General features: G+C 66.8%; 16 protein-coding genes. All 16 read left to right on the top strand.

Going from position 1 to position 12704, the window contains the following annotated elements:
- The first annotated feature begins 34 nt into the window (after positions 1 to 34).
- The 16 genes from fliN (at position 35) to AUL35_RS09250 (ending at position 12702) form a co-directional block, all read left to right on the top strand.
- The gene (gene fliN, locus AUL35_RS09175) at positions 35 to 451 is read left to right on the top strand and encodes a flagellar motor switch protein FliN (RefSeq protein ID WP_082666221.1); all 417 of its coding nucleotides are present in this window, start codon (positions 35 to 37) and stop codon (positions 449 to 451) included.
- A 13-nt stretch (positions 452 to 464) separates the two neighbouring features.
- Complete coding sequence (locus AUL35_RS09180) at positions 465 to 1490, top strand: FliG C-terminal domain-containing protein (RefSeq protein ID WP_062014263.1); 1026 nt, start codon at positions 465 to 467, stop codon at positions 1488 to 1490.
- Between the two features lie 56 nt (positions 1491 to 1546).
- Positions 1547 to 2635, top strand: coding sequence for a flagellar biosynthesis protein FlhB (flhB, locus tag AUL35_RS09185; RefSeq protein WP_062014265.1), 1089 nt, complete (start codon positions 1547 to 1549; stop codon positions 2633 to 2635).
- Between the two features lie 56 nt (positions 2636 to 2691).
- Positions 2692 to 3141 (top strand): hypothetical protein, encoded by a 450-nt coding sequence (locus tag AUL35_RS09190; RefSeq protein ID WP_062014267.1) that lies wholly within the window; start codon positions 2692 to 2694, stop codon positions 3139 to 3141.
- A 198-nt stretch (positions 3142 to 3339) separates the two neighbouring features.
- A complete protein-coding gene (flgB, locus tag AUL35_RS09195; protein ID WP_062014269.1) occupies positions 3340 to 3720 on the top strand; it encodes a flagellar basal body rod protein FlgB in 381 nt (126 codons plus the stop codon).
- Between the two features lie 9 nt (positions 3721 to 3729).
- Entirely contained in the window at positions 3730 to 4143 is a 414-nt protein-coding gene (flgC, locus tag AUL35_RS09200) for a flagellar basal body rod protein FlgC (protein ID WP_062014449.1), read from the top strand.
- A gap of 5 nt (positions 4144 to 4148) precedes the next feature.
- On the top strand, positions 4149 to 4472 hold the full coding sequence (locus AUL35_RS09205; RefSeq protein WP_062014270.1) for a flagellar hook-basal body complex protein FliE: 324 nt from the start codon (positions 4149 to 4151) through the stop codon (positions 4470 to 4472).
- 16 nt (positions 4473 to 4488) lie between these two features.
- Complete coding sequence (gene flgG / locus AUL35_RS09210; protein ID WP_062014274.1) at positions 4489 to 5271, top strand: flagellar basal-body rod protein FlgG; 783 nt, start codon at positions 4489 to 4491, stop codon at positions 5269 to 5271.
- A gap of 3 nt (positions 5272 to 5274) precedes the next feature.
- Positions 5275 to 5727: a flagellar basal body P-ring formation chaperone FlgA gene (gene flgA, locus AUL35_RS09215; RefSeq protein WP_062014275.1), complete on the top strand. Its 453-nt coding sequence runs from the start codon at positions 5275 to 5277 to the stop codon at positions 5725 to 5727.
- A complete protein-coding gene (locus AUL35_RS09220) occupies positions 5724 to 6926 on the top strand; it encodes a flagellar basal body P-ring protein FlgI (protein ID WP_082666222.1) in 1203 nt (400 codons plus the stop codon). Before flgA ends, AUL35_RS09220 begins: the two co-directional genes overlap by 4 nt.
- A gap of 1 nt (position 6927) precedes the next feature.
- Positions 6928 to 7542: a MotE family protein gene (locus AUL35_RS09225; RefSeq protein ID WP_062014276.1), complete on the top strand. Its 615-nt coding sequence runs from the start codon at positions 6928 to 6930 to the stop codon at positions 7540 to 7542.
- Complete coding sequence (flgH, locus tag AUL35_RS09230) at positions 7539 to 8246, top strand: flagellar basal body L-ring protein FlgH (protein ID WP_062014277.1); 708 nt, start codon at positions 7539 to 7541, stop codon at positions 8244 to 8246. Before AUL35_RS09225 ends, flgH begins: the two co-directional genes overlap by 4 nt.
- A 129-nt stretch (positions 8247 to 8375) precedes the next feature.
- On the top strand, positions 8376 to 8891 hold the full coding sequence (locus AUL35_RS09235; protein ID WP_062014278.1) for a flagellar basal body-associated FliL family protein: 516 nt from the start codon (positions 8376 to 8378) through the stop codon (positions 8889 to 8891).
- Positions 8888 to 9670, top strand: a complete 783-nt coding sequence (gene fliP, locus AUL35_RS09240; RefSeq protein ID WP_062014279.1) for a flagellar type III secretion system pore protein FliP — start codon at positions 8888 to 8890, stop codon at positions 9668 to 9670. Before AUL35_RS09235 ends, fliP begins: the two co-directional genes overlap by 4 nt.
- 191 nt (positions 9671 to 9861) lie before the next feature.
- Positions 9862 to 11529, top strand: a complete 1668-nt coding sequence (locus AUL35_RS09245; protein ID WP_062014281.1) for a flagellin — start codon at positions 9862 to 9864, stop codon at positions 11527 to 11529.
- A 351-nt stretch (positions 11530 to 11880) separates the two neighbouring features.
- The gene (locus AUL35_RS09250) at positions 11881 to 12702 is read left to right on the top strand and encodes a flagellin (protein ID WP_062014283.1); all 822 of its coding nucleotides are present in this window, start codon (positions 11881 to 11883) and stop codon (positions 12700 to 12702) included.
- The last annotated feature ends 2 nt before the right edge of the window (positions 12703 to 12704 follow it).

Below are 12704 nucleotides of genomic sequence, written 5' to 3' on the forward strand. Positions count from 1 at the left end.
CGCCGCCCCCACGGCTTTGCGAAGGAAGACATCCATGCAGGACGAGACCCTTGAGCTCGAGACGAACCCGGCCTTCGATCCTTCGGCCTTCGCGGCCGGCGGCTTCGGCGCCGAAGAGGCGTCGTTCGGGGTCGAGGAGGCCGAGATCGTTCCCTCGGTCGGGCCCGGACAGCCCAATCTCGACGTCATCATGAACATCCCGGTGACGATGCAGGTCGTGCTCGGCTCGACCGTCATGCCGGTCGCCAACCTGATGAAGCTCGGGCGCGGCGCGGTGGTGAAGCTCGACACCAACATCTCCGACCCGGTGGACCTCATGGTCAACGGCCGCATCGTGGCGCGCGGCGAGGTCGTCGTCCTCGACAACGAGGACTCGCGCTTCGGCATCACGCTGACCGAGATCGTCACGCCGGCGAGCGCCGCGCAACCGCGCTCCAAGTCGCACAGCTGATACCAGACCACCGATGCTAGGCGCCTCCTACTCTTTGCTGGAAGCCGAGCGGAGCCCGAAGTCGGGCGCCGCGCGGGCGGCGATCCTTCTCCTGGCCATGGGCGGGGAGGGCGCGGCCAAGCTTCTGAAGCACTTCAGTCCCGAGGAACTGCGGCAGCTGCGCCAGGGCGCGGCGGCCCAGAGCCCGGTCAGCAGCATGGAGCTCGAGGAGATCGTCTCCGAGTTCCAGGATGCCTTCCGGAGCGGGCCCGGACTGATCGGCCTCGACGGCGAGCTTTCCAAGCTCCTGCGCAGCTCCCTCTCCACCGACGAGCTCGCGCTCGTCTTCCAGGGCGAGGAAGCGGCGGTCGATTCCGGCCTGCCGGTCTGGTACGAGCTCGAGCAGCTGGGCTCCGAGGCGATCGGCGCGCTCCTGTCGCGCGAGCATCCGCAGGTCGCCGCCTACGCGCTCCAGCGCATCAAGGCGGAGGTCGCGGCCGCGATCGTCGCGACGATGGATCCCGCGCGGCGCAACGACGTCGTGCGGCGCATGCTGTCGGCCAAGCCGCCGGCCGAGGCCATGCAGCGTCTCATCGAGCAGCGCTTCCGCGAGGCTTTCGTCCAGGGGTCGAACGGCGCCGAGCGCCGCGCGCGCCACGCGACGCTCGCCGAGATCGTGAACCGCATGGAGAAGCAGCAGACCGAGGAACTGCTCCAGGCCATCGAGGTCGAGGAGCCGGAGGAGGCGGTCGCCCTTCGCAAGCTCCTGTTCGCCTTCGAGGACATCCTGACGCTGCCGCGCAAGTCGCGCCTGCTTCTGTTCGATGCGATCCCGACCGAGACCGTCACGCTGTCGCTCGCGGGCGCCGAGCCCGACCTGCGCGAGGCCGTCCTGTCCTCGCTCGGCGCGCGCGCCCGGCGCATGGTCGAGGCCGAGCTCTCGCGCGGCGATGTGGGCAACGCGGACGCGGTGCAGGCCGCGCGCCGCACCATCGCGGCCAGCGCGCTGCGTTTGTCGGCCGAGGGGCGGATCGACCTCAGCGAGAAGGCCGAGGCCTGATCGCCGCCCGTCCCCCGCTGGGGGGCGGGGCACCCTAGCCTGAAGGAGGCACCCGGATGGCCGAGGGCGAGGACAAGGAGTCCAAAACCGAGGAGGCGACCGAGAAGCGCGTCCGCGATACCGTCGAGAAGGGCAACCTTCCGGTCTCGCGCGAGGCGCCGATCCTCGCCTCCCTCCTGGCGGCGATCGCGGTCGCCGTGTTCCAGCTTCGCGACAACCTCGCCCAGCTGACCGACGACCTGCGCGTCACGTTCGAGAACCCGCTGCAATGGCCGATCGGAAACGCGATCGACGCCCTCAGCGTGCTGCATGCCATGAGCATCCAGAGCGCGCGCGTTGTGCTGCCGGCCTGCGGACTGTTCGTGGCCGCGGGCATCCTCGCCTCGCTTCTCCAGAACCCGCCGCAGATCAACCTCGAGCGCATCCGCCCCAAGTATTCGAACATCTCTCCGGTACAGGGCTGGGGACGGTTGTTCGGACGCCGCGGATTCACCGAGTTCGGTAAAGCCTTATTCAAGGCGTCGGCGATTACGATCATCGTCGGATGGATCCTGTCCGACGATTTGACGGCGCTGCTGCAGACGATGTTCTCCGATCCGCTTCTGCTTCCCGAGACGATCCTGCGGCTGTCGATGCGGCTTCTGGCGGCCGTGACGATCGCGACGATCGTGCTGGTCGCGGCCGACCTCCTGTTCTCCCGCATCCTGTGGCGGCGCGACCTGCGCATGTCGAAGCAGGAGATCAAGGACGAGCTGAAGCAGAGCGAGGGCGACCCGATGGTCAAGGCGCGCCAGCGCCAGCTCGCCCGCGAGCGCACCAAGCGTCGCATGATGACGGCGGTGCCCAAGGCCACCGTCGTCATCGCCAACCCGACCCACTACGCCATCGCCCTGCGCTACGTGCGCGAGGAAGGCGGCGCGCCGCTCGTCGTGGCCAAGGGCGTCGATGTGCTCGCCCTCAAGATCCGCGAGATCGCCGAGACCCACGACATCCCCGTGATCGAGGACAAGCTCTTGGCAAGGTCGATGTACGACCATGTCGAAGTCGATCAGATGATCCCGCCGCAGTTCTTCAAGGCTGTTGCCGAACTCATCTACTACCTGCACACGCGCCAAGCTCCGCGCATGGAGATCGGTGCAGCATAGCTGATCGAAGCGTTCTTCGCGTCCCGCCGTCCCGGCATCCGCATTCGAAGGTTCCCATGGGCTCTCATGTCATGCTCAACGTTCGCAACCAGCATGCAGTGGAGCGGGAGAAGATCCTGGCCGGCGGCATCAAGGAGGTGGTTGCGGAGCTGCGGCTGGTGGAGGTCGTCGACTACGTCGCCTTCCTGCGGCTCGACCTCCTCGGCAACATCGCGGACATCGTGGACTCCTCCGCGCAGCTCTTCCTGCGGCCGGGCACGCTGCGCTTCGCGGACGGCGGCGACGTCCAGCTCGGCTGGGGCTCGGTGCCCCGCATCGACCTCGACATGGAGTTCCGCAGCGAGGGCGTGACGGTCCACTTCCGCCTCGAGCTTTCGGCGACCATGGCGGCGGTCCAGATCAACTACATCGCCTTTGCGGAACCCGACGCCGATCCGTCCGTCAACACGGAGCGCCTCGCGGCAGCGGTCGAGGCCGCGCGCATTCCGCGCTCCCCCAAGGCCTGATCACCTTCATCCGTTCTGCGGCTCGAGGAGCCCCGATCGCGCGCGCGATCGGGGCTCTTTCGTTTCCGCGGTCGTTAACCACTCGTTAATACTGGTTAACATCAAGTAAAATATAATAAATCCGAAATGCGGACAGCTTCGGACAAGTGGTCGATCCTAGAAGCGGATGTACCGCATCTTACGACCGGATCGACCGCCTTGAGCGAGTTCTACCTCTTCGGATTGTCGTCCCGCCGCGCCGATTGGCTGACCCAGCGCCAGAACGTCGTGGCCGAGAACGTCGCCAACGCCGATACGCCCGGCTTCAAGGCCAAGGAAATCTCGGCCTTCACGACCGTGCTCGACCGCACGAGCCTCCAGATGTCCGGCTCCTCGGCCGCCCATCTCGTGGCCTCGGCGGGTCGCGACTTCGGCATCGACGAGCACCAGCAGACGCCGTGGGACGTCACCCATTCCGGCAACTCCGTGAGCCTCGAGCAGGAGATGCTGAAGTCGGGCGAGATCCAGCGCGACTACGCGCTCGACACGTCGATCGCCAAGGCTTTCCACCGCATGTACCTGACCGCCATCAAGGGCTGATCCGACATGATCGACGCCATCTCCTCCGCCCTCAAGGTCGCGTCCAGCGGCCTGGAAGCCCAGTCGACGCGCCTTCGCATCGTCTCCGAGAACGTCGCCAACGCCCGCTCCACCGGCGACACGCCGGGCAGCGACCCGTATCGCCGCAAGACCGTGTCCTTCACGGGCGAGCTGGATCGCCTGACCGGCGCCTCGATGGTCAAGGTCAAGTCGGTCGGCCTCGACCGCTCGGAGTTCAAGGAAGAATACGACCCCGGCAATCCGGCGGCCGACGGCAACGGCTACGTGAAGATGCCCAACGTCCAGCCGCTCGTCGAGATGGCCGACATGCGCGAGGCCAACCGCTCCTACGAGGCGAACCTCCAGGTCATCAAGCAGACCCGCGAGCTGATCAACCTCACCATCGACCTCATGAGGGGTTAACGCCGATGCTCTCCGCCGTTTCCAGCAGCTTCTCCCGCATGGACGCCACGCCGGTCCGCGCGCCCGGCCTGTCTGCCCCGACCGCGGCGGCCACCACCGCTGCCGCGCCCGAGCAGAGCTTCGCGGCCGCCATGGCCGAGGTCGTGCAGGACGCCACGCGCTCCCTCAAGGGGGCCGAGACGACCTCGATCCAGGGCATCAACGGGCAGGGCTCCACCCAAGCTGTCGTCGACGCCGTGATGGGCGCCGAGCGCACGCTCCAGACCGCCGTCGCGCTGCGCGACAAGGTCGTCTCCGCCTATCTCGAACTCTCCCGCATGTCGATCTAACGGAAAGCCCGAACCCATGCGCGCCCTCGCCATCGCCGCCACCGGCATGAACGCCCAGCAGACCAACCTGGAAGTCATCGCCAACAACATCGCCAACATCAACACGACCGGCTTCAAGCGCGCACGCGCCGAGTTCACCGACCTCCTCTACCAGGTGGAGCGCACGGCGGGCGTGCCCGCGCGCGGCGGCGAGAACCTCGTGCCCGAGGGCGCGCAGATCGGGCTGGGCGTGCGCACCGCCGCGATCCGCGACATCCACCTCCAGGGCGCGCTGGAGCAGACCGGCAACGATCTAGACGTCGCGATCAACGGCCAAGGCTACTTCCAGATCCAGGGGCCCGGCGGCGAGACGCTCTATACCCGCGACGGCGCCTTCAACAAGAACGACACCGGCCAGATCGTGACGCTCGACGGCTTCACGGTCGACCCGGCCATGACCGTTCCGGAGAACACCACCAAGATCGCGATCAACGACTCCGGCCAGGTCTACGCTACGGTGGACGGCGCCGACCAGCTCCTCGGCCAGCTGACGCTCGTCAACTTCGCCAACGAACCGGGCCTTGCCGCGCAGGGCGGCAACCTCTTCCGCGAGACCGCCGCCTCGGGCGCGCCGATCGCGGGCGTGCCGGGCGATCCGGGCTACGGCGTCCTCAAGCAGGGCTATCTCGAGAATTCCAACGTCGATCCGGTCAAGGAAATCTCCGAGCTGATCTCGGCGCAGCGCGCCTACGAGATGAACTCCAAGGTCATCCAGGCCGCCGACGAGATGTCGGGCGTCGTCTCCAAGGGCATTCGCTGATCCATGCGCGGCCGCCTTCTCCTCCTCCTCGCCGCCTTTCTCGGCGCGGCCCCGGCGTCGGCGGCCGACATCGCCCTCTATGTTCCGGCAAGCGTCGTCTATCCCGGTCAGAACGTGCTCGATCGCGGCGTCATCGCCATGCGCTTCGACGTTCCGGGCGATCGCCTGTCGTCCTATGTCGTGGAGCAGGGCATGCTGCGCGATCGCGTCGCGCGGCGCACGCTCCTGCCCAACCAGCCTATCCTTCTGTCGGACCTCAAGTCCCCGAACTCGGTCACGGCCGGCGTCGCGGCGACGCTGATCTACCGCGAGGAGGGGCTTCTCATCACCGGACTCGGCACGCCGCTCCAGTCGGCCGGCGCGGGGGACGCCGTGCGCGTGCGCAACGTCGACAGCGGCGTCACGATCAGCGGCGTCGCCCAGGAGGATGGCACGATCGAGGTCTCCTCCCAATGACGCGCTCCCTCTCGCGCGTCACCGCGCTTCTCCTCTCGGCCGCGCTCGCAGGCCCCGCCTCGGCGGCCGACTACGTCGGCGGCACCGCCTACGGCCAGGCGGGCATCGGCGCCCGCGAGACCTTCCAGACCGTCGTCCCGCGCGTGCGGCCGACGGGAGGCGTGCGCATCAAGGACATCACCACCATCAAGGGCGTGCGCGACAACCAGCTTGTCGGCTACGGCCTCGTGGTCGGCCTGCAGGGTACCGGCGACAGCTTGCGCAACTCGCCTTTCACCGAGCAGTCGCTGCAGTCGATGCTCGACCGCATGGGCGTCAACGTCCGCTCGGCGAACCCGCGCACGCGCAACGTCGCGGCCGTGGTCGTCACGGCCGATCTGCCGGCCTTCGCCGGCATCGGCTCGCGCATCGACGTGTCGGTCTCCTCGCTCGGTGACGCGTCCTCGCTGATGGGCGGCACGCTCGTCATGACGCCGCTCTACGGGCCGGACGGCGAGATCTACGCGGTCGGGCAGGGGGCGCTCGCGGTCTCTGGCTTCTCGTCGGAGGGGACCAACGAGAGCCTGACGCAGGGAACGCCCACCACCGGCCGCATCGCGGGCGGCGCCCTGATCGAGCGCGAGGTCCCGCGCGCCACGGTCGATACGCCGCTCGTGACGATGGAGCTGCGCAATCCCGACTACCGCACGGCGATCCGCGTGGTCGACGCGGTGAACGCCTACGCCGTCTCCGCATACGGAAAGCCGGTCGCGCGCGAGCAGGATTTCCGCACGATCCAGCTGACGCGCCCCACCAAGGTCTCGACGACGCGCTTCATCGCCGATCTCGGTGACCTGCAGATCACGCCGGACCAGGCGGCGCGCGTCGTGATCGACGAGCGCACCGGAACGGTGGTGATGGGCGCCGACGTCCAGATCTCGACGGTCGCCGTGACCCACGGATCGCTGACGGTCCGCATCACCGACATTCCGAACGTCTCCCAGCCCGGCCCTCTCAGCAACGGCCAGACCGTCGTGACCAAGGACACGGTGGTCAACGCGGAGCAGGGCGGCGGCAACCTAGCCATCGTCCAGGGCGCCAATCTCGAGGCGGTGGTGCGTGGCCTCAACCGCCTCGGGCTGAAGCCCACCGGCATCATCGCCATCCTCCAGGCCATCAAGACAGCCGGCGCGCTGCAGGCCGATCTCGTGGTGCAGTGACATGACCCGAACCGCTCTCACCTTGGCGCTCGCCGCCCTTCTCGGCACCGTACCCGTCCGGGCCGAAGAGGCCGCGGGAGGCGCGAGCGCCGCCGCGCCGCCCGCCACGCCCGCCAAGGTCCGCGTCGTGGGGCCCGACGGCCAGGCCGTGGCGCCGGCCGATCCCGCGCCCATGACCGACGTTCAGCGCTACTGCGCCAACATCGCCGACCCCGCGCTCGACGCGCGCAACGCGCTTCAGCTGAAGAAGGTGCAGGACGCCGAGGCGCAGCTGTCCGAGCGGATCGCCCAGCTCGAGGCCAAGCGCCAGGAGGTCCAGGGATGGATCGCAGAGCGCAAGGCCTTCCTGGAGTCCACGACGGGCATCATGACCGACATCTACGCCGCCATGAAGCCGGATGCCGCGGCCGCGCAGCTCGCAGGGCTGGACCGCCCCGTCGCCGCCTCGCTGCTGACGCGTCTCAAATCGCGCCAGGCGAGCGCGATCCTGGCCGAGATGCCGGCGCCCGTCGCCGCCGAGCTCGCCGACCTGATCGTGCGCAAGACCGACCGCGCCGCGACGACCGCCGCCGCGGCCGGCTCGGCACCCAACGCCGGATCGGAGAACCGCTCGTGAAGAAGGCCGCCTCCCTTCTCGTTCTCCTCGCGCTCGGCGGTTGCCAGACGGCGACGCGCGACGAGCTCATGCGCGAGCCTCTCCTGACCCCGCCCGGCACCGGCCTCAACCAGTTTCCGGCCGTGGTCGCGCCCGAGCCCACGGCCTACGAGCCGCCGCGCAACGTCAACTCGCTCTGGACGGGACGCAACGCCGACTTTTTCCGCGACACGCGCGCGCTGAACGTCGGTGACATCGTCACGGTCAAGATCAAGATCGACGACAAGGCGACGCTCGACAACAACACCAAGCGCTCGCGCGACTCCGGCGTGAACGTCGGTGCCGACCTCAAGGGCGCGCTCGGCTCCTGGGATCTGCCGACCGTCGGCACGACGCTCGGCCTGAAGGGCGGCACCAAGACCACCGGCAAGGGAACGGTGGACCGCAAGGAGGAGATCAACGTCTCGGTGGCGGCCGTCGTCACGCAGGTCCTGCCCAACGGCAACCTCTACATAGGCGGCCAGCAGGAAATCCGTGTGAACTTCGAGGTCCGCGTCCTGTCGGTCGCCGGCATCATCCGTCCCGGCGACATCCTGCCCAACAACACGATCCCCTACGACAAGATCGCGGAAGCGCGCATCTCCTACGGCGGTCGCGGGCGCCTGAGCGAGGTGCAGCAGCCGGCCTGGGGGCAGCAGGTGCTGGATCGGGGCTTGCCCTACTAGCGGGACCGCAAGGCTCGCATCAGCACACTTTCTTAACACTCGGCGCTGTCGGGGCTCTGGCCCGGGCGGCGCCGATCGCCGTCCGGCCGCGAGAGGTCCCTAGCATCCGACACGCCGGGAACGCCCGCTATGACCGAACTCTCCCCCGAAGCGCTGGCCATCCTGAGTGGCGCGGGCGCGCCTCCCAAGCGCAGCGGCTGGATCGCGACCGCGGGGACCGTCGCCGTGCTGACGCTGGTGGCGGCGGGCGGCGGCTGGGCGCTCGGAACCATGCTCGGCGCCAAGGAAGTCGCCCCGCCCGCGGCGGACGTGCCGGCCGCACCCGACGCGCCGCCGACGCCGGCCGCAACCGTGCAGAGCACCATCGTCCCGCTCCAGCCCGTCACGGCCGACATCTCCTCGCCGCCCGGAACGCAGCTGCGCCTAGGTGCCAGCCTCGTCATGAAGCCCGGCAGCGCGGCCGACGCGAACCTTGTCGCCGCGCAGGTCCAGGCCGACACGGTCGTCTTCGTCCGCTCGCTGGAGCTTGCCCAGGTCGAGGGGTCGCGCGGGCTGCTGCACCTCAAGGAAGACCTCCTGGAGCGCGCGAGGCTGCGCTCGCCGGACGTCGAGGACGTTCTGATCAACGTCCTGGTGGTCAAGTGAGGCGCGCCGCCCTCCTCGGGCTGGCGCTGCTGCCGCTCCTCGCGCTGCCCGCCTTCGCGCAGGACGCCGTCGCCCAGGCGGCAGGCGATCTCGCCTCGCTGATCCCGGCTGGCGACGCGGCCGTTTCGGGCCGCATCGTGCAGCTCTTCGGCATCGTCACCGTTCTGTCGGTCGCGCCCGGGCTGCTCGTCATGGTGACGGCCTTCACGCGCGTCGTGATCGCGCTTTCGATCCTGCGCACGGGCCTCGGCCTCCAGTCGACGCCCGCCAACCTCATCCTGATCTCGCTGTCGCTCTTCATCACCTTCTTCGTGATGATGCCGACCTTCGACCAGGCGTGGCGCGACGGGCTGCAGCCGCTGATGCGCGGTCAGATCCAAGAGGCGGAGGCGCTGCCGCGCATCGCCGAGCCCTTCCGCGAGTTCATGCTGGACCAGGTGCGCGAATCGGATCTCGCCCTCTTCGAGAACATCAACCAGGCCTCGATCCGCGACCGGCTGCCGGAGGTCGAGCAGGGTTCGGGCGAGGGGCAGGTCGTCGATTTCCGCGTCCTCGTGCCCGCCTTCATGATCTCGGAGCTGCGGCGCGGCTTCGAGATCGGCTTCCTGATCGTCCTGCCGTTCCTCGTGATCGACCTGATCGTGGCGACGCTCACCATGTCGATGGGCATGATGATGCTGCCGCCCACCATCATCTCGCTGCCCTTCAAGATCCTGTTCTTCGTTCTCATCGACGGCTGGAACATGCTGACGGGATCGCTCGTGCGCTCCTTCCTGTAGATCTTCGCGGCGCACGGCATCTTTTCGCAAGCAGAGCGCGCGCGTTTTACCCGGCGTTAAAGTCGTCACGGCATGGTGAGGGCATAGGAGATTGGCCGATACGCCTGCGGGCTCGGCCAAAGGCATGACGCCGCGCTCCTATGCCGGCCCGACCCGGTCTGTCCCAGCGTATTTCTTACGGGACATGAATTATGACCTCTGTGAACTTCAACAACGCCGCTGTTTCGGCTCTGCGTAACCTGCAGTCGACGAACACGCAGCTCGATGCGACGCAGAACCGCATCTCTACCGGCCTCAAGATTGGCGAAGCGAAGGACAACGCCGCCTACTGGTCGATCTCGACCACGATGAAGTCGGACAACAAGGCTCTTTCGACTGTCTCGGACGCGCTCGGCCTTGGTGCCGCAACCGTCGATACGGCGTACCAGGGTCTGAACGCGACGCTCGACATCCTGAACGATCTGAAGTCGAAGCTTACAGCTGCTTCGGGCAACGGTGTCGATAAGGGCGCTGTTCAGTCCGAGATCGCTCAGCTTCAGTCGCAGCTCAAGTCTATCGCGTCGTCCGCGACGTTCTCGGGCGAGAACTGGCTTTCGGTGAACACCTCGGTCACCGGCTACAACGCGACGAAGTCGGTTGTGTCCGGCATGAACCGTGACACTTCGGGCAACGTGACGCTCAATTCCATCTCGATCGACTCCTCGTCCTTCGTTCTGCTCGACGGCAGCACGACGTCGGAAGGCATCCTCGACGCTGGCAAGGCGGGCAACACGCTTTCGGGCGGTTTGGCTGCTTTGACGACGCCTGCGGTCGGTGCCGGCGCGCCCGGTACCTCGACGCAGGGCACGGCGTATCTCTATACGGCGAGCACGTCCGGCGACTACAACGCTGCCGCAGAAACGCTGCAGATCGGCTTCACGATCGATGGCACGAAGACCTTCTCGTTCACCTTGACCGGTGCGTCGAAGTTCTCCACCGCTGATGCGCTCGTCGCGTCGATCAACGGCCAGATCGGTAGCGCCGGCGTTGCGTCGAAGGACGGCTCGGGTCAGATCGTCATCACCAGTGCCTCGGAAGGCACGACGTCGACGGTCGATCTGACGACGGCAACCTTTGTTGGTACCGGTACGTCGGTTTCGACGTTGGCGGGCTTCAGCGCCACTGCCGGTGCGACGACCGAGACCAGCGCACCGGGTTCCGCTTCGGCGGCAACCACGACGATGGCTCAGGCCTTCGGCGCGACGGTCATCACGCTGGACTCCAACGACACGATCACCTTCTCGATCTCTGCCAACGGCAACGCCGCCAAGGCGGTGTCGATCGATCGTGACCTTGTGAATGCCGCCCTCGGTAATTCTGCGAACGGCAAGATCGCTAACGCTGCGGACTACGCGACGGTCATTCAGAAGGCGCTTGATACCAACGGCGTCGCTGGCATGAAGGTTGACACCAACACTGGTGCCATCCGTCTGACCAGCTTGGTCGCTGGCTCCAAGTCGGCGATCAACATCTCGTCGGTGGCAGCTGAGAAGGGTCAGAGCATCCTGACGATGGACGTCACCACGGCGTCCGTCGACAAGCTGACGACCTACCTCAACGCTGTCAGCGATGCGATCAGCAAGGTTACGTCGGCTGCTTCGACGCTCGGTGCCGTGTCGTCGCGCATCGATCTCCAGAAGACCTTTGTCACCAAGATGATGGACACGATCGACAAGGGCGTTTCCGGCCTCGTCGACGCGGACATGAACGTCGAGTCGACCAAGCTTCAGGCTCTGCAGGTCAAGCAGCAGCTCGGCGTGCAGGCGCTCTCGATTGCCAACCAGTCGGCGCAGAACGTCCTGTCGCTCTTCCGCTCGTAAGCGATCCAAATCCTTGCGGGGGCTACCCCGCGAGCCGACCCACGGGGCGCACCCCTCGGACCGAAAGGTCCGGGGGGTGTTTTCGTTTCGAGCTAGCAGAAGCGCGCCAATCGGCTGCGCCGAAAGCCTTTCGATCGTCGTTGGATCGGCGCGACCGAGCGAAATTGCATCGCATTTGAGCGATCGCGGATACGGGGCGCTGACTCTATACTTCACGCGCGCAGGCAACGAAGTCATTGCGTCCAATTTGAACAATCCAATTCAGCAGGTATTGGCGCGCGAGTCGTAGTTTGTTCCTCGAAGCAAAGAGCAAAAGCTCAAGAATAGCTTCAAGCAACGGGGAAAAGAAACATGGTCAGCGTCAACTCTTCGATCTCGTCCGCCGCCGCTCTCTCAAGCCTCCGCAACATCTCCAAGTTGATGGAGCAGTCGCAGAACCGTATCGCCACCGGCCTCAAGGTGGCCTCCGCCAGCGACAACGCCGCGATCTGGGCGACTGCGACGAAGCTGCGCTCGGAATCAGCCGCCAACTCCACGCTGAAGAGCGCGATGAGCACGGCGCAGGGGCAGGCGGAGGGAACCGCCGCGGTGCTGGACCAGATTGCCGAGGTCCTCGGCAAGATGAAGGAAACGCTGGCTCTTGGGTACAACTCGGCCGCGGATTACTCCGGCATCGACAGCCAGATCGCCGGCTACCAGTCTCAGATCAAAACCCTCGTGAGCGGCGCCAACATCAACGGCGAGAACTGGCTGAACGCCGTCGTTGGAAAGGATGTGACGGTCAGCGTCTCCGGATCGGACGCGACGAACGTCACCTTCACGCAGGCTACGGCATTCAACGCGGACACGGACTACGCAGCCGCGATCGCTACCATGGCAACGACGAACGCCACGACTGCCGGTTCCAATATCGACTTGGTGGATGCGGCTCTGAAGAAGGTTACGGCCTACGCAGTCAAGGTCGGAGCGTTCTCCGACAGCCTCGACACGATGAAGTCACTCCAGGATACGGTCGACGGCATCCGCCAGAAGGCGATCGGCGAACTTGTCGACGCGGACATGGAGAAGGAGTCGGCCCGCGTGACCGCCCTCCAGGTCCAGCAGCAGCTTGCGTACCAGGCGCTCGCCATCGGCAACTCGTCGGCCCAGAACGTCCTGCGCCTCTTCCAGTAAGC

The organism is Aureimonas sp. AU4, from assembly GCF_001463765.1.
GTDB lineage: Bacteria > Pseudomonadota > Alphaproteobacteria > Rhizobiales > Rhizobiaceae > Aureimonas.